The following is a 24,709-nucleotide window of genomic DNA, read 5'->3' as shown; positions in this document are numbered from 1 at the left end:
CTCTCGAAGAAAGAGATCATCCGCTGCCTCAAACGGCTCGTCGCACGCGAGATCTACACCGCCCTCACCACTTGACATCCATAGGAGCATCCTGTTGGAGGGATGGAGGGACGGATGCTGCGGCGCGAGGCCGCGGCGCACGCACAACGAAGACGCCCCGCCGCGAAAGCGACGGGGCGTCTGGGAGGCGTGCGGCTGGGGGTCAGCGGCCGCCGCGGCGGTTGGTGCCGTTGGGGCGGACGACCGAGCCGACCATCAGCTTGCCGGTGCCGCCCGACGAGGCGCGGCGGCCCGGGGTGCGGGGGTTGCCGGCGGGCTGAGCCGAGCGCGAGTGACCCGCGCTCTGGTCGTGACGCTGGTGCGAGGCCTTGTCGTGTGCGGTGGCGGCGTCGCGGCGCTGACCGCCAGCGGCCTGCTGACGGCCGTTGCCCTGAGCCGAGCCGGCCTGCGCCGAACCGCCCTGGCCCGAACCGCGACGGCGACGGCCGCCGCCGGAGCGGCCCGCGGTGGCGGCAGCATCCGTCTCGCGTGCGTCACGCGCAGCGCGCTTTCGCTGGGCGTTCGCGCCCTGGCTGGTGCCGCGCGGCGTCTCGGCCACGGGGACCGGCTTGACGTACGGGGCGACCTCGCCGACGAGCTCGACGACCTCGGGCGAGGTCGCCGTGACGGCGACGGGCTCGACGGAGATCGCGGCCTTGCGCAGCAGCTGCGACACGTCGCGACGCTGCTCGGGGAGCACGAGGGTGACGACCGCGCCCTCGGCGCCGGCGCGGGCCGTGCGGCCGGAGCGGTGCAGGTACGCCTTGTGCTCCATCGGCGGGTCGACGTGGATGACGAGCTCGACGTCGTCGACGTGCACGCCGCGGGCCGCGACATCCGTCGCCACGAGCACCTTGACGGCGCCGGAGGAGAACGCCGCGAGGTTGCGGTCGCGCGCGGCCTGCGACAGGTTGCCGTGCAGGTCGACGGCCGGGATGCCCTGGCCGGTGAGCTGCTTCGCGAGCTTCTTCGCCTGGTGCTTGGTGCGCATGAACAGGATGCGGCGACCCATGCCCGAGGCGAGGGCCTTGACGACGTCCTTCTTGGCGTCGGCGTCGGCCAGCGTGAAGACGTGGTGCGTCATCGCGGCGACGGGCGAGTGCGCCTCGTCGACGGAGTGCAGCACCTCGTTCTGCAGGAAGCGGTTGACGAGCTTGTCGACCCCGTTGTCGAGGGTCGCGCTGAACAGCAGGCGCTGGCCGCCGGACGGCGTCGCGTTGAGGATGCGCGTGACTCCCGGCAGGAAGCCGAGGTCGGCCATGTGGTCGGCCTCGTCGATGACGGTGACCTCGACGGCGTCGAGGTGCACGAAGCCCTGCTTCATGAGGTCCTCGAGGCGGCCGGGGCACGCCACGACGATGTCGACACCGGCGTTGAGCGCGTTCACCTGACGGTTCTGGTTCACGCCGCCGAAGATCGTGGTGGTCGTGAGGCCGTAGGCCTTGGCGAGCGGCGCGAGGGTCGCATCGATCTGCGTCGCGAGCTCACGGGTCGGCGCGAGCACGAGGCCCAGCGGGCGGCCCTTGCGGCGGGTGCCGCCGGCGAGCTTGCCGCCCAGGCGCGCGGCCATCGGGATCGAGAAGGCGAGGGTCTTGCCCGAGCCGGTCTTGCCGCGGCCGAGCACGTCGCGGCCGGCGAGCGTGTCGGGAAGCGTGTCGACCTGGATCGGGAACGCGGTGGTCTTGCCGTTCGCGGCGAGCGCGTCGACGAGGGGCTGCGGCACGCCGAGCGCGCCGAACGAGGTTTCGGTCATGAGGGATGTTCTCTGGGCACGCGAGTGCCCTGTCGGTGGCCGGGGCGTATCTCGCCCGCGGGTCGCCGTACGAAAGATGTCAGCGCGGTTCTTCGGATCGGGGTCCGGATGCCGGCGCGAGGGAAGCGTTCTACGACGCGAGAAGCGCAAGAATGCGCTGCAAGGGTTTCCACCTTACCAGTGGGTGGCTGGGCGTTCCCCGGCGCGGTCAGAGGTCGGCGGTGTCCTTGCGCTTCTTCGACCGCTTGCGGCTGCGTTCCCGGCGGAGTTCCGGCTCGGCGTGCGGGACGGCCTCGGGATCGGGGTCGTCTTCAGCGTCGTCGGCTTCGAGGCCGGCCTCGGGCTCGGAGGACAACTCCGGCGAGTTCTGCTCATCGGACTCATCTGCCGCAGGCCCCGACTCGGCAGGCTCGGACTCGTCCGGCTCCCCCTCAGCGTCTCCCGACTCAGACACCCCGGGCGCCGCCGCGGCCTCGTGAGTGTCAGAGTCGTCCGCCGGCGCCTCCGGCTCGTCAGCCGGCGCCTCGACGCCCTCCGCGGGCGCTTCCGACTGCTCCGCCGACTCCTCGGCATCCTCCGCGGACGCGTCCGTCTCCGCCTGCTCCGAGGGCGCATCCGCCTCCTCCGCCGACGCCTCCGCACCCTCCGCGGATGCCTCCGCGTGCTCCGGCACCCGGTCCGCGAAGCGGTCCGTCGCGGCGCGCAGGGCGGACGCGATGCCCGGCTCGGACGCGGCGTGCGCAGCATCCGGGATCATCACGAAGTCGGCCTCGGGCCACGCGCGGTGCAGGTCCCACGCGGTCATGGCGGGGGTGCAGACGTCGTAGCGGCCCTGCACGATGACGGCGGGGATGTCGCGGATGCGGCCGACGTTCGCGATCAGCTGCTCGGGCTCGAACCAGCCGCCGTGAAGGAAGTAGTGGTTCTCGATGCGCGCGAACGCCACCGCCGCGCGGGGTTCCGTCATCGCCTCGATGAGCTCGGCGTCAGGGAGCAGCGTGAGGTTCGCGGCCTCCCAGCGCGACCACGCGACCGCGGCCGGAACGTGCACGGCGGGGTCGGGATCCGAGAGGCGGCGGTGGTAGGCCTGCATGAGCTGCGAGCGTTCGAGGATCGGGATGGGGGCGATGAAGTCCTCCCACAGATCCGGGACGATGGATGCTGCGCCCCCCTCGTAGAACCACTCCAGCTCGTGGCGGCGGAGGGTGAAGATGCCGCGCAGCACGATCTCGGTGACGGCCTGCGGGTGGGCTTCGGCGTAGGCGAGTGCGAGCGCGCTCCCCCAGGAGCCGCCGAACACCTGCCACCTCTCGATGCCGAGGTTCTTGCGCAGCAGCTCGATGTCGGCGACGAGGTGCCACGTGGTGTTGTGGCGGAGATCGGCGTCCGGCTCGCTCGCGTGCGGGGTGGAACGGCCGCAGCCCCGCTGGTCGAGCAGGATGATGCGGTACCGCTGGGGGTCGAAGAAGCGACGGTGCCAGGGCGACGTGCCGGCGCCCGGACCGCCGTGGAGGAACACCACCGGCTTGCCCTCGGGGTTTCCGCTCTGCTCGTACGCGATGCGGTTGCCCTCGCCGGCGATGAGCGTGCCGGTGTCGTAGGGCTCGATGGGCGGATAGAGGATGTCGTCGAGGTGTTCGTTCATAGGCTTCCCCCCGGGACGGCGAAGGTGTCGCACGCGGAGGGACCGTTCCGGTAGCCGGTCTCGAACCAGCCCTGTCGCTGCTCGCTCGAACCGTGGGTCCAGGATTCGGGGTTCACGGCGCCCCCGGACTCCTGCTGGATGTGATCGTCGCCCACCGCGCCGGCCGCGTTGATCGCGTCGGCGATCTGCTGCTGCGTGGGCTCCTTGAGATACGGTACGCCGTTCTCGTCGCGCTGCTCGGTCATGTCGCCGACCCACGCGCCCGCGAAGCAGTCCGCCTGCAGCTCGGTCCTCACGCCGTTGCTGTCGGGCCCGGTGCCGTTGTTCGGGTGCTCGTTCATGATGCCGGTGATGCTCTGCACATGGTGCCCGTACTCGTGGGCGAGCACGTACAGCTGCGCGAGGTCACCCGCGGAGGCATCGAACTGCTGGCGCAGCAGCCCGAAGAACGTCGGGTCGATGTAGACCTTCTCCTCGGGCGGGCAGTAGAACGGGCCGGTCTGGTTGGACGCCGTGCCGCACGCGGTGCCGGTCTGCTGGTCGACGATGATCAGCTGCGGCGCACGGTAGCCCTGTACCTGCGACCCCCAGTACTGGTCGAGCACGACACTGCCGGCGGCGAGGCGGCACTCGTCGTTGGCGTTCGCGTCGGCGCCCGTCTCGCACTGCTGGATCTCGGACTCCTGACCGGATCCGACCTGCGGCTGCGAGGGGATGATGCTCGACAGGTCCTGTCCGGTGAACAGCTGGAACAGGATCACCGCGATCGCACCGAGGCCGGCGATGCCGCCGCCCGCCACCGCGATGCCCCCGCCTCGACGCCTCGCCGTGTTCCCCCCGACGTTGGCGTTCTCATTGAACGTCATGCCGTCACGGTACCCCGACAGTCCGATCCTCAGCAGGAACCATTCCCGAATCGCCAGGAATGAGTACAATGCCGCCGGTCTAGGCTCGGGAGCATGGCGAGCGAACCCACGACCGTGACCATCACCGGCGGCGGAGGCCAGATCGGCTACGCCCTGATGTTCCGCATCGCAGCGGGCGACATGCTCGGCCCGGATCGTCCGGTTCGGCTGCGCCTGCTCGAGATCCCCCAGGGCATGCGCGCGGCCGAGGGCGCGGCGCTCGAGCTGCAGGACTGCGCGTTCCCGCTGCTGGCCGACGTCGACGTCACCGACGACCCGCTGACGGCCTTCAACGGCACCCGGATCGCGATGCTCGTGGGCGCGCGGCCTCGCACTGCCGGCATGGAGCGCGGCGACCTGCTCGCCGCGAACGCCGGCATCTTCGGGCCCCAGGGCGACGCGATCGGCGCGGTGGCCGACGACAGCGTGCGCGTCGTCGTGGTGGGCAACCCCGCGAACACGAATGCGCTCATCGCCGCAGCATCCGCTTCGCCCGACATCCCGACCGACCGCTTCACCGCCCTCACGCGCCTCGACCACAACCGCGCCGTCGGCCAGCTCGCCGAGGTGCTCGGCGTCGCTCCCGGCGACATCGCCGACGTCGTGATCTGGGGAAACCACTCGGCGACGCAGTTCCCCGACGTGTCGCACGCGATCCTGCCCGACGGGATGCCGGTGCTGGAGGCCCTGGCCGAGCGCCTCGGCGGCGAGGTCGCAGCGACGGCGTGGCTCGACGACGTCTTCATCCCGCGCGTCGCGAAGCGCGGCGCCGAGATCATCGAGGTGCGCGGCTCGTCGTCCGTCGCGTCCGCGGCGAACGCCGCCATCGATCACGTGCGCGATGAGCAGCTGGGCACCCGCCGCGGCCTGACCTCGGCGGCGGTCGTCTCACGCGGCGAGTACGGGGTGCCCGAGGGACTGGTGTGCTCGTTCCCGGTCACCTCGCGCGGCCACGACCACGGTTATCGCGTCGTCGAGGGACTCGACCTCGACGATCGCGCACGGGCACGGATCGCGGCATCCGTCGACGAACTCGTCGCGGAGCGCGACGCGGTCCGGGCGCTCGGCGTGCTCTGACGCGCTCGACGGTTCGCTGGGGCCGGGACGGGCCCGGCAATAGGCTCTGAGTCGTGGAAGCCCTGATCGTCGTCATCATCGCGATCGTGGTGATCGCCCTCGCCACGGCGGTCGCGCCCAAGCTCGGGATCGCGGGGCCCCTGATCCTCGTGCTCGTCGGCGGCGCGGTGAGCCTGCTGCCGTTCCTCGAGATCCCCGAGATCAACCCCGAGTTCATCCTCGTCGGCGTGCTGCCTCCGCTGCTGTACTCGGCGGCCGTCTCGCTCCCCGCGATCGAGTTCCGCCGTGACTTCGGACCGATCGCCGGGCTGTCGTTCCTGCTCGTCATCCTGAGCTCTGTCCTGCTCGGGCTCTTCTTCATGGCCGTGATCCCCGGCATCCATCCGGCCGTGGCTGTCGCGCTCGGGGCGATCCTCAGCCCCACGGATGCTGTGGCCACCTCCATCGTCAAACGCCTGGGTGTGTCGCGCCGCGTGGTGACGATGCTCGAGGGCGAGAGCCTGCTCAACGACGCGACCGCGCTGGTGCTGCTGCGGACCATGATCGCCTCGGTCGGACTCGCGACCGGCGTCAGCGGCGACACCCGCATCGGGTTCGGGTTCATCCCGGCGTTCGCGTGGGGCGTCGTCGTCGCGGTCGTGGTCGGCGCGATCGTCGGGTGGCTCAACCTGCGGCTGCGGTCGCTCATCAAGAACTCCGCCGCGAACACCGCGATCGGCTTCGTGGTGCCCTTCATCGCGTACATCCCCACCGAGGAGCTCGGCGGATCGGGCCTCGTCGCCGCAGTGGTCGCGGGCATCGTGACCGGTCAGGGTGCGGCCCGGTGGTTCACGCCCGAGCAGCGACGGTCGGACGAGCACAACTGGCACACGATCGAACTCGTGCTCGAGGGCGCGGTCTTCCTCATCATGGGGCTCGAGCTCAGCGACATCGTCGAGCAGAACGTCGAGCAGCACAACGGCCTCGGCACCGGCCTCGGGATCGCGCTCGGCGCGCTGGCGATCATCATCGCGGCGCGCGCCGGGTACGTCTCGCTGCTGGTGTGGCTGCAGAGCCGACGCGCCCGCGGGCGGCAGCGCACGCGTCTCGAGGCCATGAACAGCCGGCTCGATCAGATCGCCGACGGCACGGCCGTGCCGGACCCGCGATATCGCGGCCGTCGTGGCGAGGTCTCGTTCGACGACCCGCGGGCGCAGCGGCGCCTCTCGTCGATGCGGTCGCGCGTCTCACGGGCGCTCAGCGACCTCGATTACTACCAGGCGTCGCCGCTCGGGTGGAAGCACGGCGCGATCATCGTGTGGGCCGGCATGCGCGGCGTCGTGACGCTCGCGGCGGCTCAGACGATCTCGAGCGACGTCACCGACGACCGCGCGCTGCTGGTGTTCATCGCGTTCGCGGTCGCCGTGGGCAGCCTCATGCTGCAGGGCTTCACGCTGCCGTGGCTCGTCAGGGCATTGCGGCTCGAACGGCCGGGCGACGACAGCCTCGACAAGGCCGAGCAGTCGGCACTCGACGACGAGCTGCGCGATGCCGCGATCGGCGCGCTGTCGAGCCCCGCGCTGCGCCGCCGCGACGGATCCGCGTTCGACGACGAGCTCGTCGAACGCATCGGCAGCCGCATCGTCGACCCGCCCGACGACGCCGACGGGCTCCCGACCCGCGACCTGCTGGAGCTGCGGCTCGCGATGATCGAGGCGATGCGCGGGCGCCTGAACGAGCTGTCGTCGGGCGGCGAGTACAGCACGCCCGCCCTGCGCCACGCCCTCGCCGAGCTCGACGCCGACCAGCTCAGCCTCGAGCTGCGCCTCGACGACGAAGAGGACTGAGCGCGGTCCTGCTGCGACCGCTGCAGTTTCCGGCACCTGCTGCGTCGCGCGACGCAGCAGGTGCCGGAAAGTGCAGCACTTGTCACGAGGGCACCGCGTCGCCGCATGACGGCGGTGTGGGGGACAATGGTCGGGAGCGAGGGGGCCTCACATGAGCGAGACGACGAAGACGCCGGATGCCGCGCACACGCACGCGGCGCCGACTCCGGGGTCGGTCGCGTCCGATACCGCGCCGCTGCATCTGCCGCACCAGGCAGCCGAGTGCCCCAAGTGCTTCACCGAGCTGCAGCAGAACCGCAACTGGTGGCTCGCCCAGCCCGCCGGCTCACGTCTCGTCGGACTCGTGATCGCACGCGACGACATGCCGTCCGTGGTCGAGCAGCGGGGCGACCTCACGCGCTTCGGCGTGCCGATCGAGGGCTTCCGCCACCCGGCTCCCGAGACCCTCGAGTCCTGGGAGGACCGGCTCGTCCGCCTGTTCGGCACGCTCGTCCGGGGCGATGTGCTCGTGGTCGCGAACGTGCACGCGCTCGGCCGCGACATCGACGAGGAGACCCGCACCGTCAACGAGCTGCACCGCCGCGGTGTGGTGGTGAAGGTCGTCAGCCACGGCGGACGCCACCTGTACGACGCCGGGCGCTGACGCGCCTCGTCCGGATCAGCCGACGAGAGGCGCGACTCAGGTCTCGTCCGCTTCACTCTCGCCGCGCAGCGAGCTCTCCTGCTCGACATCCAGGAGAGGGAGGTCGTCACGCGTGACGAGGCGTGCCGCGATCGCGTGCTCGACGAGTCGCACGCGGCGGTTGGTGGCGTACGAGCGCACCCCGCCGCGCATGCCCGGCACGCCGACGCGGTCGAGCTTGTCGCACACGTTGTCGAGCTTGCGGTTGAAGCGCGTGAGCGTCCAGCCGAGCCGCTCGGCGGCCTGGGCCGACGTCGGCAGCTCGCTCATTCCGGTGCCGTCGCGCCGCAGCACGGGCTCGGCGAGCGCGAGGATCATGACGCGCTGACTGTGCGTCAGCGGCACCTCGCCGATCGTCGAGAGGCCGTCGTCGTCAGCGGGCGGCTGCGTGTCGCGGAAGGTCGGCTCGGCCGCGTGGATCGTGAGCTCGTAGGTCGTGGGGCCGGCACTGAAGATGACGGATGTCGCGGCGAAGACGAGCGGCAGCCGTGCACCGGGTGCGAGCCAGGCCTGCACACGCCCGCCCGAGTCGGTGACCGTCGCCGACAGGCGCGAGCCGACGTTCGAGAGCAGCCAGAGCCCCTCGACGTTCTGGATCGTGAGGAAGTTGCGGTGCAGGAACAGGTTGTCGTCGATCGCGAGGTCGCCCTCGCGTCCCACCGTGAAGACGGTGCCGGGTTCGACGGAGAACTCCTCGCCCGCGAACTCGACCCTGAGCTCGTCGACCTCTGCGGCTGTCACGGTGTGCACCCCCGAGTGGGCTCGTTCTGGAACTGCCCGTTCGCACGGACCAGCTCCACGTCGACACAGGTGGGTCCCGAGGCAGCGGCCGGCACGATGATCTCGGCCGCGTCGACGGGCTCGGGTTCGGGGTCGCTGTCGCTCACCGTCACCGGCGTCACGAGGTAGTGGTCGCCGTCCTGCGGGTCGGGGTTCGTCCACGTGAACTTCACGCCGCCGTCGGCCGGCGTCCCGACGACGTCCGTGACGGCGGGGATGACGGCCGAGATCGGGTCCTGCGGCTTCGACGACTCCGTCGGCTTCGGCTGCTCCTGTGCCGTGCCGGACAGGATGCCCGGCAGCGACACCCCGACGATGACCGCCACGATCACGAGCGCGGCGGCGCCGAGCCCGATCCAGAGTCCGGTCCGGCGGCGACGCGGGGGCGCGGCTGGGCCCCCGGCTCCAGAGGCTCGGCGCGACGCGCCAGCGGCGCGTGGAGGGGAACCGGGGACCGTCTCCTCCTCCCGGGGCGGGGCCGCGTCGAAGGCGGGAGCGCGCACGATCGTCTCGTCGAGCGACACCGGCAGGTCGACCTGATCGCGCCGGACCGTCTGCTCGTACGCCGACGGGGGCGCGGGTGCGCGGCGGGCGACCGTCTCGGTCTCGACGGGCGCCGGGTCGAACCGCGGCGCGACGGCGGCGGCGCTCGGCGCCGTGACCGCCGACGGTCGGGTCATACCCGCCGCGGGGGTCGTCTCGGGGTTGATGCTGACGACGCCGCGGACGCGGGTGAGGCCGTCGTCCTCGTCCTCCTCGATGTCTTCGGGGACGTGGTCATCGAGGATGTCGATGGGGGTGACCGAGTGCGACAGCTCGATCTGCACGGTCTGCAGCGCACGCGCGAGGGCGAGCGCGCTCTCGTAGCGGTCGGCCGGCGCCTTCGCCATCGCGCGCTCGAGCACGCGCTGCAGCGACACCGGCACGTCGGCGCGACCGAGGGCGGGGAGCGGCAGCGTCTCGATGCGGTGGATGAGCTCGGCCGCGCCGTTGCGCTGACCCGGCAGCTCGAACGGCGAGCGTCCGGCGAGGAGCGTGTAGACGGTCGCGCCCAGCGCGTACACGTCCGAGCGCGGGTCGCTGCGGGGCACGTCGGCGAACGACTCCGGCGGCGACCACGGGATCGACAGGCCCGCCGACTCGGCGGCCGCGTTCGTGGTCGAAGCGATGCCGAAGTCGGTGAGCGCCGGGCGGTTGTACTCGGTGACGAGGATGTTCGCGGGCTTGATGTCGCGGTGCAGCACGCCTGCGCGGTGCGCGGTCTCGACGGCGGCCGCCACCTGCACGCCGACGCGCAGCGACTCCGCGATCGAGAAGGGCTCGCGCCGGTACCGCACCTGCAGGTTCGGCCGCGGGCAGTACTCCATCACGAGATAGGGGCGGCCGTCCTTCGCGACGCCGGCCTGGTAGATCGTGACGATCGCCGGGTGCGTCGACAGCATCGCCATGACGTTCGCCTCGGCGGTGAACTCCTCCACCGAGCCGCTCGACATGCGGTCGGTGAGCAGCACCTTGACCGCGACGCGACGCTTGGGCAGCTGCTGCTCGTACAGGAAGACGTCGGCGAAGCCGCCCGAGCCGAGCAGGTCGACGTAGGTGAAGCCGGGAAGATCCGGCGGCGCCATGGGCGCGCGCTTGGCGCTCACGACAGCCCCTCGATCGCGACGGTGATGCCGTCGCCCAGATCCAGCACATCGCCCGGGATGACCACCGTGCTCTCGCCCGGGTGCAGCCGCACGGGGTCGGCGCCCTGGCGCAGCAGCGTCGTGCCGTTCGTGGTGCGCAGGTCGGTCGCGACGATGCTCTCGCCCTCGACCCGCAGCTCGACGTGGCTGCGCGAGATGTCCTGCTGAGGGCTGTCGACGGCCACCAGATGCGGCAGATCGGTGCCGCTCACGCGTGTCGAACGCGGGCGCCGGCCGATCACGACGGTGCGGTCGAGCGGCAGCACCTGCCCCGTCGACACCCGGATGCGTCCGGGGGCGGGCGGGCGCGGCGGCGCGAGCGGCGCAGGGGCCGAGTCGATGGGGAACCCGGATGCCGCGCTCCCCGGTCCACCCGCCGCTTCACGCAGTGCACGGGCCTGGGCCAGTGAGATCGTCGCGCCGTCGTGGTCGCCGGCGGGCGGCGCGGCGGGAGCGGGCTCGACGTCCTCGCCGAGGCGGACGGGGCCGTCGTCGGCGGACCGGATCACCGTGGCACCCCAGACGTCGTCGAACGCCGTCGCCGAGGCGTACTCGTCATCGCCGGCCGGGGCCGGGCCGGCCGGAGGCAGCGGCACCTCGGTCGCAGCGGGCGGGGTGAGCGCCGAGTCGAGGGGAAGCAGGGTCTCGGCGTCGACGACCGACGGGACGGAGGTCGAGTCGATGAGCTCGCCCGGGTTCGCCGAGGGAGTCTCGGCGACCGCGGCATGCGAGGTCCACGCACTGCGGACCGGTGCCTCCTCGGCGGATGGAGCCGGGGCAACGGGCGCCGCCGGGATCGCGGGCGCCTCCGCCGGTGCCGGCGCGGATCCGGCGTCAGCGGGCTCCGATGCCGCAGGCGCCGCGACCTCGCGCCGGCGCGGAGCCGGTGCGGCCTCGGCCGGGGCATCACCGGCAGCCGACGGCGCACCCGCGGGCGCAGCATCCCATTCGATCCTGCTCGCCAGCACGATGCCGTCGGCGATCTCGAACTCGGCCGGGCCGTCGGAACCCGTGGCCGTGAGCGCGACGCGCACCGCGCCCGGGATGACGCGCTCGGTCCACGTCGTGACGCCGGCGCCCGACACGCTCTCGGACGCCGCGCCGTCGATGTCGAACGCGAAGTCGCCGCGCACGGCGACGCGGATCCCGTCGCCGTCGGCGAGTGCCACGGCGAACGCGGGGATCGCGGTGAGAGACGCGCCGTACGCGCCGGTGAGCGCCTCGATCACGCCGCCGAGGCCACGGCCGTCGACGAGCACCGACCGGATGCGGGTGAGCAGCGACGCCGAGGCGCCGGGCTCGAGCACGGCGAATCCGCGCGGGGTGACGGCGACCGGCGCGGTTCCCGGAGCGTAGAGCGTGGGCATCAGAATCCTCCCGCGAACACCGCGCGGGGCAGCGTGTCGCCGTCGATGTCGGCGTCGTCGATGGTGTCGGCGGCGCTCACCGGCACCGTGTCGCGCTCGGACGCGCGGCTCGTGCGGGTGCGCACCGCGAGGGCGTCCACGACGATCGCCGTGATGTTGTCGCGGCCGCCGCGCACCATCGCCTCGTGCACGAGCCGGGTCGCGGCCGCCTGCGGGTCGGCTTCGGCGAGGAGGATGCCGTGGATCGCATCCTGCTCGAGCTCGCCCGAGAGCCCGTCGGAGCACACCAGGATGCGGTCGCCGTCCTCGGCGGGGATGAGCCAGTAGTCGGGCTCGGCGTCGCTGCCCGCTCCGATCGCGCGCGTGATCACGTTGCGGCGGGAGTCGCGCTGTGCGGCGTCGGCGGCGAGCTGTCCGCTGTCGACGAGCTCCTGCACGACCGAGTGGTCGACGCTCACCTGCTCGAAGTGGCCTTCGCTGAGGCGGTAGGTGCGCGAGTCGCCCAGGTTGAGGGCGAGCCAGTAGCCCTCGCCGTCGACGTCGGCGATGACGACACCCGCAAGGGTCGTGCCGGCACCCGCACCGGCGCCGGCCGGCAGCGCCGCGACGCGGCGGCGCGCGGCGACGACCGCGGCCTGCACGTCGTCGATGGTCAGGCTCTCGCGACCGGTGAGGCCCGAGAACTCCTGGATCACGGTCGCGCTGGCGATCTCGCCCGCGTTGTGACCGCCCATGCCGTCGGCCACGAGGAACAGGGGCGACACCGCGAGGTACGAGTCCTCGTTGATGCGGCGGCGCAGGCCCGCATCCGTCGACGCCCCGAACGCGACCGCGATGGGCGGGGTGATCCCGGTCATCGTGCGAGCCCCACCGTCACGCGCCGGTCGCCGAACTCGAGCGTGTCGCCGTCGCGGAGGTTCGTGCGCACGCCCGGGGTGAGCGGAATCCGTCCGCCGTCGCGGACGAGCGTCGTGCCGTTGGTCGAGTGGCGGTCGGCGATCCACGTGCCGGCGGTGTCGCCGCCGACCTCGAAGTGCGTCTTCGACAGCGACAGCGTCTCATCGCGCACGGGGATCGCGACCGCGCCGTCCTCGCCCGCGGGGTTGCGGCCGTAGAGGGTGCGCCCGTACACGGCCATCCGCGTGCCGTCATCCCACGTGAGCACCGCGAGCACCGGCGCGCCGTCGTACAGCGCGGCCCGCTGGGCGGGCGGCGGCACGACGATGCGCGTGGCCTCGACGTCCTCTTCGACGGACGCCGGGATCAGGGTGCCCACGCCCCCTCCACGCGCCGCCGGCGCGTCGCGCGGAGCCTCTGGGCGCGTGGGCCCAGCTGCGAACGCGGGTGCTGCGGCAGGTGCGATGGCGGTGGCGGTCGCGGTGGCGCCGAGCGGCTCGGTCGTCGTCGCGGCAGGGAACGGCATCGTGACGTCGGGGAAGGGCTCGGCCGCGCGGGTGAAGGGGGGCTCGTGCGTGATCCACGGGACATCGGCGATCACACCGGTCGGCACGGGAGCGGCGGGCCGTGTTGCGGCCGGTGCGGGCGCGCGCGTGAATCCCGGTGCGGGCAGGGGTGCGGGCTGCAGCGGCGGCGTGGGCGGCAGCGGTGGGGCGCCAGCGGGTGCAGCCAGGTAAGGGTTCGCCGCGGTCATGGCGGCGAGGGCGGCCGCAGCATCCGCCTTCCGGACGTCGACGACCACCGCGCGCGATGCCATGTCGTGCCAGCCCTGGCGGCGGCGGCTCGCGTCGAAGAGGGGCGTGAAGTAGCCGACCACGATCGACGCGGCGAGGCTGAACACGAGGTTGCGGAGGATCGCGCGCCAGAATCCGATCGGGGTGGCCGAGGAGGCGTCGTGCAGGCGCAGCCCGAGGATCCGCTGCCCGATCGACCCGCCGCGGCTGCCCTGCATCGCCGAGTAGACGAGCCACCAGGCGAACAGCAGGAGGCCGATGCCGGCGTAACTGATCAGGATCATGACCGCCAGGCCGTCGCGCTGCCATGCCGGACCGGCGCCGAAGATGATGCCCACGACGATGCCGACCAGCACGGCGCCGATCACCCAGGCGACGCCGATGTCGATCGCGAACGCCCCCACACGGCGTCCGATGGTCGCCGCGGGGGCGGCGCCTGGCGGGCTCACGGTCATTCGTTCTCCTGTGCGGGGTGGGCGGAGCGCTCGGGTGCGCTCCGGGTCTTGCTGCCGCGGCGCGAGCGCCGGGTCGACGTCGGGGCCGGACCCGCGTCCGGCGCGTCGGGCTGCGCGCCGGCGACGGCGTCAGGCGTCGGCGTCGGGCGCGGTGCCCGTGCCGGACGCGCGGGCAGGGCGAATCGCGTGCCCTCGAGGAGTGTACGGATGCTGAGCCTCGCGCCGAGACGCTGCCACACCGAGCGCCCCTTCCCCATGCCGCCGACGATCTCGTCGACCTGCATCCAGAACGCCGCGATGTCGTCGGGCGACGGCTCGGTGGGACCGAACACCTCGAGGTCGGCGCGGGAGGCCAGGGTCGCGACCCGCGGCTCGGCGAACGCCGCGGTGAGCACGCCGGCGTCCTCCTGGCGCGTCGCGCCGGGGCGCACCGGCGCCCCGAAGTCCGAGGCGCGATCCACGAGCTCGTCCCACCCGCCGCTGATGCGGTCGGACGCGCGCTCGGCTTCGAGGCGCTTGCGGCGGCGCGTGGCCTTCAGGGCTCCGATCACGATGAACGGCGCGAGCAGCACCGCGAGGAGGCCGAGCAGGCCCGCGCCGATGGACACGATGGTCCACAGCAGCCCCGCGTCGAAGGCGTTATCGTCTTCCGAGCCGCGGTCGTCGGCGACGGTCGGCGGCAGGTCGACGGGCTCGGCGGGCGGGGGCGGCGGCTGCAGCACCTGCGGCTTCGGGTCGGCCTTCGGCTTCGTCGTCTGGTCGCTCGGGACCTGGTCCTCGGGCGGCGTCGGGTCGAACGGCACCCACCCGGCGCCGTCGAACGCGACCTCGACCCACGCGTGGAGCGTCTCGCCCGTCGCGGTGTAGACCGGCTCGCCTGCCGCGTCCTCGTCCGGGTAGAACCCCATCACGACGCGCGCCGGGATGCCGACCTGGCCGGCGAGCAGGGCCATCGCCGTCGCGTACTGCTCGTCGTCACCCACCATCTGCTCCGAGCCGAGCAGCGTCGCGATGCGCTCCGCGCCGTGGCCGGCGCGCGAGAGCGGCTGGCCGGCGAGACCGTGGCTGAAGTAGCCGCCCTCCGACAGCATCTGCTGCAGCGCGCGCACCTGCTCGACGGGCGTCTCGGCCTCGGCGACCGTCTTCGACGCGATGTCGGCCAGCGCCTCGGGCACACCGGTCTGCTTCGGCATCCTCAGCGGCGCGAAGGTCTGGTCGCCGAGCGCTTCGTCGCTCGGCACCTGCGGGATCACAGCGTCGAGCGTGTACTCGTCGCCCTTCTCGAGCCCGACGGTGACGACTCCGGTCTCGGTCGCCTCGTTGTAGTGCGCGGTGCGACGGAGGTCGTCGGCGCGGTCGCCGTCGAACGTGACGCTGCGGACGGCACCGGCATCCGGCATCCACACGCTCTCGAGCTCCCCGATCTCGACGTGCACCGTCGCGGGCGTGCCCTCGGCGTCGGCCGACATGTTGGTGCGAGCGGGCGCGAAGGCGCTGGACGAACCGCTGCCGTCGTCCGACACGTTGTACACGGTGCCGTTGTACGCATCCATCGTCGCCAGGCGCATGCGGGCACCCTCGGGCAGGCCGCTCACGGTGAAGAGCGGGTCGTCGGGGTGGTCGCGCACGTAGGCGCGGAAAGACTGCAGGGGGCTCGCGAACTCGCGGATGTCGAACGGCGGGATCACGACGTCGCGCAGCACGTACCGCGGTGACGACGGTGCCGCGAACCCGCTGGTCGCGACGCCGACGACGGCGGCGATCGCGACGACGGCGGCGCCCATCAGCACGCGCCGCACGCCCGCGCCCGACTTCGCCGACCCCTCGCCGACCGCGATCGCGGCCGCCTGCGGCTGCCACGCCTGGCGCAGGGCCAGCCACACGACCGCGACGAGTCCGAATGCGACGCCCTGCACGACCGGTACGAAGGGCTCCGACGTGCCGAGCGCGATCGCGATCGCGAGGAATGCGGCGGCCGGGATCAGCGCCCACGCGGCGCTGCGCAGCCGCACCGCGAGAGACGTCGTCAGCGCCGCCGCGACGAGCGACAGGATGAACGGCACGATCAGGTGGCCGTCGTCGGTCGCCACCGGAGCGATCGTGGTGAGGAGCTGCTTCCACGACATGACGGCGCCGAGCGCGAGCTGACGCAGCGTCTCGATGGTGGGGATGACGCCGGCGACCGTGGTGTGCGGCAAGGCGAGCGCCCCGCCGAAGAGGAAGTAGACGGCGATCGTGGCGGCCGTGAGCACCAGGATGCCCCAGCGGAAGAGGCGGCCGAGCACGCCCAGGCCCATGCCGAGCACGAGCCCGCCGAGGGCGGCGACGAGGTAGCTCGCGCCGTCGAACGTCGGCGCGAACCCGACGACGGGGATGAGCAGCAGCAGCGCGACGGCACCGAGGTCGAGCATCCAGCGGCGGGCCGGGAGCGCGTCCGCGCGCGGACTGCGAGGAGCGGATGCTGCCGCCCGCGGCGGTGCAGCCGGCTCGGCGCGCGTCGGAAGCGGCGTGACGGGCGCGCTCATGCGAGCACCTTCCGGAGGGCGTTCGGGAGCTGGTCGAGCGCGCCGAGGGTCACGACATCCGCTTCGCCGATCCTCCGGAGGGAGGGCGCGGTGTCACCCGGCGACGCGACCACGGCGAGAACGCGCGCGCCGAACGGCAGGCGACTGCACGCGGTGCGCAGATCGTTGGAATCGACCTTGCTGCCGCACACCAGCACGACCACGCTCGCGAGGGGCAGCGTCGCGGCGACGACGCCGGCGAGTTCGACGACCGAGCCGGCCTTCGCCTTCGAGTGCCCGAGCGCCGAGAGCGCGTCGAGGAACTGCTTGCCCGTGCCGGCCGGCAGCGCGCGCTCCTGCACGCGCACCTCGACGCGCTGCGAGTCGCGCAGGGCGCGCAGGCCCAGGGACCCCGCCGCCGAGATCGCGAGCTCGAACTCGTCGTCGTCGCGGTAGTCGCCGGGGCTCGTCGACAGGCCGATCACGAAGTGCGAGCGGCGGGTCTCCTCGTACTGGCGCACCATCATGTGGCCGGTGCGCGCGGTCGACTTCCAGTGCACGTGGCGGAGGTCGTCGCCGGGCTGGTACTCGCGCAGCGCGTGGAACGAGACGTCGTCCGGCGACAGGTCGGTGGCGGGAAGGCCCTCGAGGTCGCGGACGAACCCCAGCGACTGCCCGTCGAACAGCACCGTGCGCGGGTGCACGAACAGGTCGACCGGCTCGTCGCGGCGGTGCACGCGCTCGAAGAGGCCGAGCGGATCGCCGCGCACGACGCTCACCGGGCCGACCTTGACCACCGCGCGACGCGACGTGGGGATGGCGAAGAGCTCCTCGGCGGATTCGCCTGCGGCCAGCCGGTTCACGTCGAAGACGCCGCGCCCGCCTCCGACCGGCAGCAGCACGCGCGACGGGAGGATCGCGCGCGAGCCGGTGTTGGCGAGGGTGAGCGCGCCCACGGCGCGCTCCCCCACCACGACGCGCGTGCGGTTGAGATCGAGCGACACGTCGTAGGCCGTGCGGCCGATGAGGAACAGCAGGCACAGCGCCAGCACGACGGTGATCGAGATCGCCGCGACGGTGAGCTCCCACCAGCCGAGCGACTGGCCGGCGATCCACAGCGTGAGCGCACCGGCGATGAGCACCCAGGCGACGGGGCGCACGACCCCGAACACGCGGCCGAGCACCGCGCCGACGCGCCGGAGCGCGCCGAGCATCAGCTGCCCGTACCAGGCGCGGCGGTCCTGAGCGGTCGCCGTCTGCCCGAGTGCTTCGGTCGTCATCAGGCCGCGGACCTCGCCTGCGGTGCGGCCACCGACTCCAGGACGCGCCCGATGACGGTCTCGGCCGACGTGCCGGCGAACTCGGCCTCGGGGTCGAGCACGATGCGGTGCGTCCACACCGGTGCGACGAGCGCCTTGACGTCGTCGGGTAGCACGAAGTGGCGGCCCTGGGCGGCGGCGTAGACCTTGGCGATGCGGATCATCGCGAGCGAACCGCGCACCGAGACGCCCAGGCGCGTGGCCGGGTCGTTGCGGGTCGCCTCGGCGAGCTGCGCGGTGTAGCGCAGCACGGCGGGGTCGACGTGGACGGTGCCGGCGAGGTCGGCCATGTCGGCGACCGCGCCCGTCGTGATGATTGCCGGCAGGTGCGCCGACGGGTTGCGGTCGGCCGCGCCCGCGAGGATGCGCTCGGCCACGGCGAGGTCGGGGTAGCCGATCGACGTCTTCACGAGGAAGCGGTCGAGCTGCGCCTCGGGCAGCTTGTACGTGCCCGCCTGCTCGATGGGGTTCTGCGTCGCGATGACGAGGAACGGGCGGCCGACCTCGTGCGCGACGCCGTCGACCGTGACGCGCGACTCCTCCATGACCTCGAGGAGCGCCGACTGCGTCTTCGGCGAGGCGCGGTTGATCTCGTCCGCGAGGACGATCGAGGCGAAGACCGGGCCGCGGTGGAACTCGAAGCGGTGCGAGGCCTGGTCGTAGATCGTGACGCCGGTCACGTCCGACGGGAGCAGGTCGGGCGTGAACTGGATGCGGCTCGACGTGCCCTGCACGGTGGCCGCGAGCGCCTTGGCGAGGCTCGTCTTGCCCGTGCCCGGGGCATCCTCCAGCAGCACGTGGCCTTCGGCGAGCATCGCCGAGAGCACCAGCCCCACGACTTCGCGCTTGCCCATGAGGGCCTGGTCGACGTTGTCGACCAGTCGCGCGAAGGTGCCCTGGAACCAGGCCGCCTGTTCGGGGGTCATCGTCATGAGTTCGTCTCGCTTCTCGTTGGGATGTCGTGTGTCATGGGCGTGCGGTCAGTACCAGGTGACCGGATCGGCGGATCCCCATCCGTCGATCGAGACCCACGCCCGGCGGCCCGGGTTGCCGTAGTAGCAGCTCAGCTGGACGGTGCCGTTCTCCGGCACGTAGTAGGTGCGCGACCCCCACGTGCCCGCAGCGTCGTCGTTGCAGCGCAGCACGTAGTTGCCGGCGGGGAAGTTCTTCACCGTGACCGTCATGTACGCGCACGAGTACGTCGTGCAGTAGCCGGGCCAGTTGCCCGACGCTCCCTTGCCCGTGACGGCCGTGGGCTTCGGGGCGTCCACCGTCCGTGCCGAGTCCGACACGACCGCACTCCACTGCCCGGCGGCATCCTGTGCGCGCGCTTCGATCCGGTGCGTCTCGCTGTAGCCGTAGTTGGCCGACGTCGAGCCGTTGTTCGCCACGTTCTGCCAGCCGCCGCCGTCGATGCGGATCTGCATCTGGGTGATGGCGCGACCGTTGGGCGATGGCGGGCTCCACGAGTAGGTGATGGAACGCTGGTTCGCGTTCGCCCTGACGGTGGGGTTGCCGACCGGTCCGTAGGGTTTCACGGTGTTGGACGCGGCGGAGGGTGCACCGGGCTCGCTCGCACCGCTGACGGTCGAGACCGCGCGGACGCGGACCGAGTAGTCGGTGCCGTTGGCCAGCCCGCCGATCACGCCGTTGCCGGCCAGGGCCTGCCAGTTGCCGTTGTTCACCGACGCCTGATAGCCGACCTCATTCGGGTTGGCGCCGTTGAGCGCCCCCGGCTGGTACGTGACGGTGAGCGAGCGGTCGCCCTCCTTCGCGCTGACGTTCGTCGGAGCGGCCGGCGCCGTGAAGGCGCGCTGCGGCGCGGAATTCGGGCTGAACTGTCCCCAGCCGGCCTTGTTCTGCGCGCGGACGCGGAAGGTGTAGTCGGTCGTCGAGGTGTCGACCACCACCGCCTGGCTCGTCTGCCCCGCGGGAACCGGGATGGAGTTCACGAGGGCCGAGCCACGGAGTACGTCGAGCTGGTAGCCCGAGATCGCGTCGCCGTTGTCAGCGGGCGCATTCCACGCCACCTGCATCTGCGCCTGCGCACCCACCGGCTGCAGACGAGCGGTCGTCGGAGCGCCGGCAGCATCGGGGGCTCGCGCCGGGATCTCGCTCACGGACCACGTGCTCCAGCTCGAGGGCTCGGGCGCTCGGTTGAGGGCCTGAACGCGCACCTGGTAGGCGACGCCGTTCTGGAGACCGTCCCAGACGATCGAGTTGCCGACGACGTCGACCTTCTGCCCGACGCCCGACGACGGGGCCGGTGAGATCTCGAGGTTGTACTTCTCGACCGGCGAGCCCGGCGTCGTCGGCGTGACCCACGACACGGTCAGGCTGCGGTCGCCGAACACGAGTGTCGGCGCTGCCGGCGTGTCGGGACGTGCGTCGGGGCGAGCCGTCTCGGACGGCGCCGAGGGGTCGGACTCACCGACGCGGTTCTCGGCCACGACCGTGAAGTTGTACTCGACGTTGTTCGTCAACCCGTCGAGCGTGCACGTGGTCGCAAGGCACACCTTCTCGTAGTTGCCCGCGGTCGAGGTGACGAGGTAACGCTCGATCTCGGCGCCGTTGTTGGCCGGCGGCGTCCACGACAGCACGACGGTGCGATCCTGCACGCTCGAGACGATCGGCGTGCCCGGAGCGTCGGGCTTGCCCTGCACGGTCAGCCGGATGCGGCCCTCGACCTCTCGGTCGGGGTCACCCGTGGCATCCTGCACGCGGTAGCGGACGACCATCGTGCCGAAGAACTTCGCGTCGGGGGTGACCCGCACCTGATCGCCGGCGACGTCGGTGTCACCCTGACCGGTCTCGAGGACCGCGGTGGTGACCTTCAGCGCCTTGTCCGGGAACGGGTTGACGTCGTTGGCGAGCACCGGCACGGTGATCGTCTTGCCCTGGTGCGCCTCGGGCACGATGTCGTCGTTGGCCGTGGGCAGCTCGCGGGTCGACGCGATCACACGGATCGCCACCGTGCCCTCGATCGGCTCGGTCGTGCCGTCCTCGATCTTCAGGCGGATCGTCGCCGCGGTGCCCTTCTTGGTGTCGGCCGCCGCGCTCACGCGCAGCTCGTCGCCCTCGATCGACGCCGTCATGCCGTCGGGCGAGCCGCCCACGATCTGGTATTCGATGCGGCCCGCGTCCTCGGGGTCGGGGTCCGTGGTCAGGCCGCCCAGGTCCAGCGTCGTCGCATCCTCGCCGGGCGCGACATCCATCTGCCCGTTCACGAACGTCGGCTGCTGGTTCTCGGGGGGCAGGACGGTGACCGGAATGGTCAGCGTGGCCTTCCGGCCTTCGGGGTCGTCGGGGCCGGTGCCGTCGGTCACCTCGAACGTGATGGCGTCCGGTCCGAAGTAGCCCTGCGCCGACGTGTAGACGAGCGTCGTCTGGTCCTTGATCAGCGACGAGCCGTCGTTGTGGGCGGCGGTGACCTTGGCCGCCTCGGTGATGACGACCTTGCCGCCGCCCGCCGCACGGACGTACTTCGAGAGGGCCAGCTCGACCGTCTCGCCGCTCTTGACCTCGACGGGCTCGGTCGAGACGAGGGTCGGCGGCAGCGAGGACAGCGACGGGACATGGATGAACGCGGATGCCGCGTTCCCGTCGCGGTCGGTGATCGTGTACGTCACGAGCCGCCCGGCGTCGCCGAGCGTGACGCGCACCTTGCCGTCGGCGAGCACGCGCGAGTTCGTGTCGGCGACCTTGAGCTCGAGGTCGTCGACGGTGCCGTCGGGATCCTCGTCGTTCGCGAGCACCTCGAGGTCGACGACGCCGTCCTCGACGTCGGCCGCACGCACGTAATCGTCGCGTGCGATGGGCTTCTGGAGCGGCACGTCGTCGGCGACGGTGATCTGCAGCACGGCCTTCGCCTCGGCGCCGCGCGCATCGCGGATCGTGTACTGCAGCGAGGTCTCGACGGGCTGCGACGGCGACGTGACGACCACGCGGTTGCCCTCGACCTTGGCCTTGAGTCCCGCGACGTCGGGGAGGATCAGGCCGTTCTTGACGATGCCGAACTCGTCGCCGTCGGGGTCGGAGTCGTTCGCGAGCACCGGGACGGCGACCGAGCGCCCGGGGCGCATGATCACGGAGTCCTTGACGGCGTACGGCGCCTGGTTCACGCCCTCGGCGGGCGCGACGCCGACACGGATGGTCGCGGTCGCCTCGGCGCCGAGGCGGTCGCGCACGCGGTAGGTGAAGGTGTCGACGCCCGCGGTGTCGTCGAATGCCTCGTAGACGAAGTGGTCGGCCCCGGTCTCGGTGATCCGTCCCTTGCCGGGCGAGGAGGCGAGCCCGACGAGCTCGACGGAGTCGCCGTCGGAGTCGATGCCGTCCAGCGGCACCGCGATGTTCACGCGGCTCCCGGCGAGCACACGGGCGGTGATGTCCCGGGGCCGCGGCGCCGCGTTCGTGTCGGCGTTGACGGGGAGCACCTGGATGGTGATGTAGCCGGCGTCCTTCTGCCCGGTGCTGTCGACGGCCTCATAGGTCGCATAGACGGTGCCGGGCTCATCGGACGCGCGGAACCGCACGGTGTCCTGCGAGACGAAGACCTCGCCGTCCTCGGGCTCGATGAGCGGCGGCACGAGATCGGGCGCGACGTGGATGGTGTCGCCGTTCGGGTGGTAGTCGTTGTCGAGCACCGGGATCGTCACGACGTCGCCGGCGCGCACCACGACCTGGTCGTCGTTCGCGACGGGCGGGCGCAGCTGCGCCGGGGCCGGGATCGGGATGACGATGACGTCGCCCTCGGCCGACTGCGAGCCGTTGGAGATGCGGTACGTGATGCGCACCTGCTCCGACAGCGCCGCCTGGTCGCTGATGCGGAGGGTCTCGTGGTTCAGCACGGCCACGGCGACGCCCGAGTTCGGCTCGACCGTCACCGACTGCACCACGAGGATGCCGCCGGAAGGGTCGGAGTCGTTCGTCAGGACGTTGACCAGCACCTCGCCACCGCTCGGCAGCAGCGCGACGTCGCGCACGGCGACCGGCGGCAGGTCCGTCTCGCCCTCGGGGATGACGTCGACGCGCACGATGCCGGGGACGCCGGAGGCGCCCGCCGCCACCATGTACTGGACGTAGTACGTGCCGGGCGTCACGGAGCGGAACGTGAAGGTCTTGTTGGAGTAGTCGGGCACGATGTCGGCACCGGAGACCGGGTCGACACGTGCCAGGCGCAGCGGCTCGCGCCCCGCCCCGACGTCGTTGGCGAGCGGCGAGACGGTCGCCGTCTGGCCGGTGCGCACGGCGATGTAGTCGGCGTTCGTGACCGGGTCGATGGAACCGACCGGCCGCACATCGAAGCGCACGGTGCCGACGGTCACGTCGGAGCCGTCCGAGACGGTGATCTCGACGTCCTTGCGGCCCTGCGTGCCGCCGACTGCTCGATAGGTGATCCGGCCGTCCGACGTGAAGTCCGCCTCGTCGCCCTCGGCGGGCTCCACCGAGCCGAGGAACACGTCGTCCCCGTCGGGGTCGATCCAGTCGGGCAGCACGTTGTACGTGATGGTGCCCCCGGCCTCGACGGCCACGGTCGTCACGCGCTTCTGCGTAGGCGGCGAGTTGACGTCCCAGCCGTGGACGGCGAGCGACACCCTCGCGGTGTCGGTGCCGCCGCGTCCGTCGGAGACCTCATACGTGAAGGAGGTCGAGCCCTGGGCGTCCTCGGGGACCGCGATCTGCAGCGATCGGCCGTTGTCGACGGACTGGATCTCGCCGACCGACGGCCCGCCGTCGACCACACGCGTCGTCAGGACGTCGCCGTCGGGGTCGCTGTCGTTGTCGAGGATGGGGAGGATCGTGGTGCGGCCCGGGCGCACGCCCAGGTCGTCGTCGTTGGCGTCGGGCGGGGTGTTGATGTCGGAGCGCTCGGGGAGGACGGTCTCGGTCGTCTCCTCGGTCGTCTGCTCGTCGTCCTCGGTCTCCCCCTCGGGCGGGGTCATCTCGTCCCAGTTGTCGACGCGCTGGAGGTCCTCGACGGCCATCCAGGTGGCACCGCCGACGACGTCGTTGAGCACCACGACGTCCCGGTTGACACGGAACTTCAGCAGCGACGTCGGCTCGATGCCGTCGATGTCGGCCGCGAGGTCGTCGGCCTTGCCCGCGCAGTCCCGCACGAACCTGCCGGACCCCGTCCACGCGGCGTAGCCGCAGCCGTCGAGCCAGACCGGTGCGGCAGGCGCGCCCTCGGCACCGGCTTTGACGGACTTCGGCTCGGAGCCGTCGAACGGCACGCGCACGAACGCGGACGCCGTGGAGAGCGAGACGGCATCGGATGCCGCGGACGGCTGCTGCAGGACGGCGTTGCGTCCGCCGTCGATCTCGGTCGCACGGCCGTCGACGATCACGGTGCCGGTGGCGGTGTCGAGCACGGCGGGCTTGTCGCCGACCGCCGTCACCGTCAGCTCCGCACTGTCGCCGAGGTCGTTGAGTCCGGAGCGAGCCGGCTCCTCGGGTGTACCGTCCGCGCCGATGCGGATCGTCACCAGTTCGGAGGTCTTCGGCGAGACCGCGTACACGACGCCGTCGACGCCGACGGCGACATCCGCACCCTTGCCGACGTTGGCCGTCGGGTCGGTGCCCTCGATCTGGAACGAGCCGATGCTCGTGCTGGGCACCACCCACAGGTCGCCGGACGCCCGGTCGAGGATGGCGACCGTCTCGCCGCCGAGCGCCACGTCGGCGTCGGCGGGCACGCCGGCCGCGCCGGAGAGCGCGACCATGGCCGGATCGACCACGCCGACGGAGGAGCCGGCGTCATCGACGACGAGGACGGTGCTGCCCGACTGGAGGATGTCGTAGTCGTCGCTCGTGGTGCGCAGGGCCCCGTCGAGAACCTGGGACTCGTGGTTGAAATGACCGACGAACAGGCTGGACTGTTTCGTCACCCACACGCCGCCGTCGTGGAGGTCGACCTCGGTGGTGGGCACCCCCTGGTAGACGAACGCGAGCGTCGTGATCGTGACCGCGGCAGCGGTCACC

The 24,709-nt window shown here is 72.1% G+C and carries 14 protein-coding genes and 1 pseudogene; 3 read left to right on the top strand and 12 right to left on the bottom strand.

Annotation, left to right across the window (positions count from 1 at the left end; all coding sequences use genetic code 11):
* Positions 1-202: 202 nt before the first annotated feature.
* From ACFVSU_RS13340 to ACFVSU_RS13330, 3 genes and pseudogenes are all read right to left on the bottom strand, one after another.
* The gene (locus ACFVSU_RS13340) at positions 203-1,792 is read right to left on the bottom strand and encodes a DEAD/DEAH box helicase (RefSeq protein ID WP_387143460.1); all 1,590 of its coding nucleotides are present in this window, start codon (positions 1,790-1,792) and stop codon (positions 203-205) included.
* A gap of 679 nt (positions 1,793-2,471) precedes the next feature.
* Positions 2,472-3,437, bottom strand: a pseudogene (gene pip / locus ACFVSU_RS13335) (prolyl aminopeptidase); the annotation flags it as partial.
* Complete coding sequence (locus tag ACFVSU_RS13330) at positions 3,434-4,303, bottom strand: neutral zinc metallopeptidase (protein ID WP_387143457.1); 870 nt, start codon at positions 4,301-4,303, stop codon at positions 3,434-3,436. The gene ACFVSU_RS13330 and the pseudogene pip, both read right to left, overlap by 4 nt.
* 93 nt (positions 4,304-4,396) lie before the next feature.
* Between ACFVSU_RS13330 and ACFVSU_RS13325 the strand changes: the two genes are divergently transcribed.
* The 3 genes from ACFVSU_RS13325 (at position 4,397) to ACFVSU_RS13315 (ending at position 7,888) form a co-directional block, all read left to right on the top strand.
* Positions 4,397-5,419: a malate dehydrogenase gene (locus ACFVSU_RS13325; protein ID WP_387143454.1), complete on the top strand. Its 1,023-nt coding sequence runs from the start codon at positions 4,397-4,399 to the stop codon at positions 5,417-5,419.
* Positions 5,420-5,472: 53 nt separating this feature from the next.
* Positions 5,473-7,245, top strand: coding sequence for a cation:proton antiporter (locus ACFVSU_RS13320; RefSeq protein ID WP_387143451.1), 1,773 nt, complete (start codon positions 5,473-5,475; stop codon positions 7,243-7,245).
* Between the two features lie 151 nt (positions 7,246-7,396).
* Positions 7,397-7,888, top strand: a complete 492-nt coding sequence (locus ACFVSU_RS13315; protein ID WP_387143448.1) for a recombinase family protein — start codon at positions 7,397-7,399, stop codon at positions 7,886-7,888.
* Positions 7,889-7,924: 36 nt separating this feature from the next.
* Here the strand turns inward: ACFVSU_RS13315 and ACFVSU_RS13310 are convergent, their stop codons facing one another.
* Genes ACFVSU_RS13310 through ACFVSU_RS13270 form a run of 9 tightly spaced genes read right to left on the bottom strand, consistent with a single transcriptional unit; the run spans position 7,925 to position 24,708 of the window.
* Positions 7,925-8,668 carry a hypothetical protein gene (locus ACFVSU_RS13310; protein WP_387143445.1) on the bottom strand — a complete coding sequence of 248 codons (744 nt, stop codon included), beginning with the start codon at positions 8,666-8,668 and terminating at the stop codon, positions 7,925-7,927.
* Complete coding sequence (locus tag ACFVSU_RS13305) at positions 8,665-10,353, bottom strand: protein kinase (RefSeq protein ID WP_387143442.1); 1,689 nt, start codon at positions 10,351-10,353, stop codon at positions 8,665-8,667. The genes ACFVSU_RS13310 and ACFVSU_RS13305 overlap by 4 nt, the downstream gene beginning before the upstream one ends.
* Positions 10,350-11,759, bottom strand: a complete 1,410-nt coding sequence (locus ACFVSU_RS13300) for an FHA domain-containing protein (protein ID WP_387143439.1) — start codon at positions 11,757-11,759, stop codon at positions 10,350-10,352. The genes ACFVSU_RS13305 and ACFVSU_RS13300 overlap by 4 nt, the downstream gene beginning before the upstream one ends.
* Positions 11,759-12,616, bottom strand: a complete 858-nt coding sequence (locus tag ACFVSU_RS13295) for a PP2C family protein-serine/threonine phosphatase (protein WP_387143436.1) — start codon at positions 12,614-12,616, stop codon at positions 11,759-11,761. The genes ACFVSU_RS13300 and ACFVSU_RS13295 overlap by 1 nt, the downstream gene beginning before the upstream one ends.
* Positions 12,613-13,905 carry an RDD family protein gene (locus tag ACFVSU_RS13290; RefSeq protein WP_387143433.1) on the bottom strand — a complete coding sequence of 431 codons (1,293 nt, stop codon included), beginning with the start codon at positions 13,903-13,905 and terminating at the stop codon, positions 12,613-12,615. The genes ACFVSU_RS13295 and ACFVSU_RS13290 overlap by 4 nt, the downstream gene beginning before the upstream one ends.
* Positions 13,902-16,430 (bottom strand): transglutaminase family protein, encoded by a 2,529-nt coding sequence (locus tag ACFVSU_RS13285; protein WP_387143430.1) that lies wholly within the window; start codon positions 16,428-16,430, stop codon positions 13,902-13,904. Before ACFVSU_RS13285 ends, ACFVSU_RS13290 begins: the two co-directional genes overlap by 4 nt.
* Positions 16,427-17,689 (bottom strand): DUF58 domain-containing protein, encoded by a 1,263-nt coding sequence (locus ACFVSU_RS13280; protein ID WP_387143428.1) that lies wholly within the window; start codon positions 17,687-17,689, stop codon positions 16,427-16,429. Before ACFVSU_RS13280 ends, ACFVSU_RS13285 begins: the two co-directional genes overlap by 4 nt.
* Positions 17,689-18,660 carry an AAA family ATPase gene (locus ACFVSU_RS13275; RefSeq protein ID WP_387143426.1) on the bottom strand — a complete coding sequence of 324 codons (972 nt, stop codon included), beginning with the start codon at positions 18,658-18,660 and terminating at the stop codon, positions 17,689-17,691. Before ACFVSU_RS13275 ends, ACFVSU_RS13280 begins: the two co-directional genes overlap by 1 nt.
* 48 nt (positions 18,661-18,708) lie before the next feature.
* Positions 18,709-24,708, bottom strand: a complete 6,000-nt coding sequence (locus tag ACFVSU_RS13270; protein WP_387143423.1) for an Ig-like domain-containing protein — start codon at positions 24,706-24,708, stop codon at positions 18,709-18,711.
* Position 24,709: the final 1 nt, after the last annotated feature.

This window comes from Microbacterium sp. NPDC058062 (assembly GCF_042885375.1).
In the GTDB taxonomy this organism is placed as follows: Bacteria; Actinomycetota; Actinomycetes; order Actinomycetales; family Microbacteriaceae; genus Microbacterium; species Microbacterium trichothecenolyticum_C.
This window is presented reverse-complemented; position numbering and strand designations above follow the sequence as displayed.

What these genes read in the sequence shown, in the direction of transcription:
- ACFVSU_RS13340 (WP_387143460.1), bottom strand. Translation starts at nt 1,792, where the DNA reads ATGACCGAAACCTCGTTCGGCGCGCTCGGCGTGCCGCAGCCCCTCGTC.
- ACFVSU_RS13330 (WP_387143457.1), bottom strand. Translation starts at nt 4,303, where the DNA reads ATGACGTTCAATGAGAACGCCAACGTCGGGGGGAACACGGCGAGGCGT.
- ACFVSU_RS13325 (WP_387143454.1), top strand. Translation starts at nt 4,397, where the DNA reads ATGGCGAGCGAACCCACGACCGTGACCATCACCGGCGGCGGAGGCCAG.
- ACFVSU_RS13315 (WP_387143448.1), top strand. Translation starts at nt 7,397, where the DNA reads ATGAGCGAGACGACGAAGACGCCGGATGCCGCGCACACGCACGCGGCG.
- ACFVSU_RS13300 (WP_387143439.1), bottom strand. Translation starts at nt 11,759, where the DNA reads ATGCCCACGCTCTACGCTCCGGGAACCGCGCCGGTCGCCGTCACCCCG.
- ACFVSU_RS13295 (WP_387143436.1), bottom strand. Translation starts at nt 12,616, where the DNA reads ATGACCGGGATCACCCCGCCCATCGCGGTCGCGTTCGGGGCGTCGACG.
- ACFVSU_RS13290 (WP_387143433.1), bottom strand. Translation starts at nt 13,905, where the DNA reads ATGACCGTGAGCCCGCCAGGCGCCGCCCCCGCGGCGACCATCGGACGC.
- ACFVSU_RS13285 (WP_387143430.1), bottom strand. Translation starts at nt 16,430, where the DNA reads ATGAGCGCGCCCGTCACGCCGCTTCCGACGCGCGCCGAGCCGGCTGCA.
- ACFVSU_RS13280 (WP_387143428.1), bottom strand. Translation starts at nt 17,689, where the DNA reads ATGACGACCGAAGCACTCGGGCAGACGGCGACCGCTCAGGACCGCCGC.
- ACFVSU_RS13275 (WP_387143426.1), bottom strand. Translation starts at nt 18,660, where the DNA reads ATGACGATGACCCCCGAACAGGCGGCCTGGTTCCAGGGCACCTTCGCG.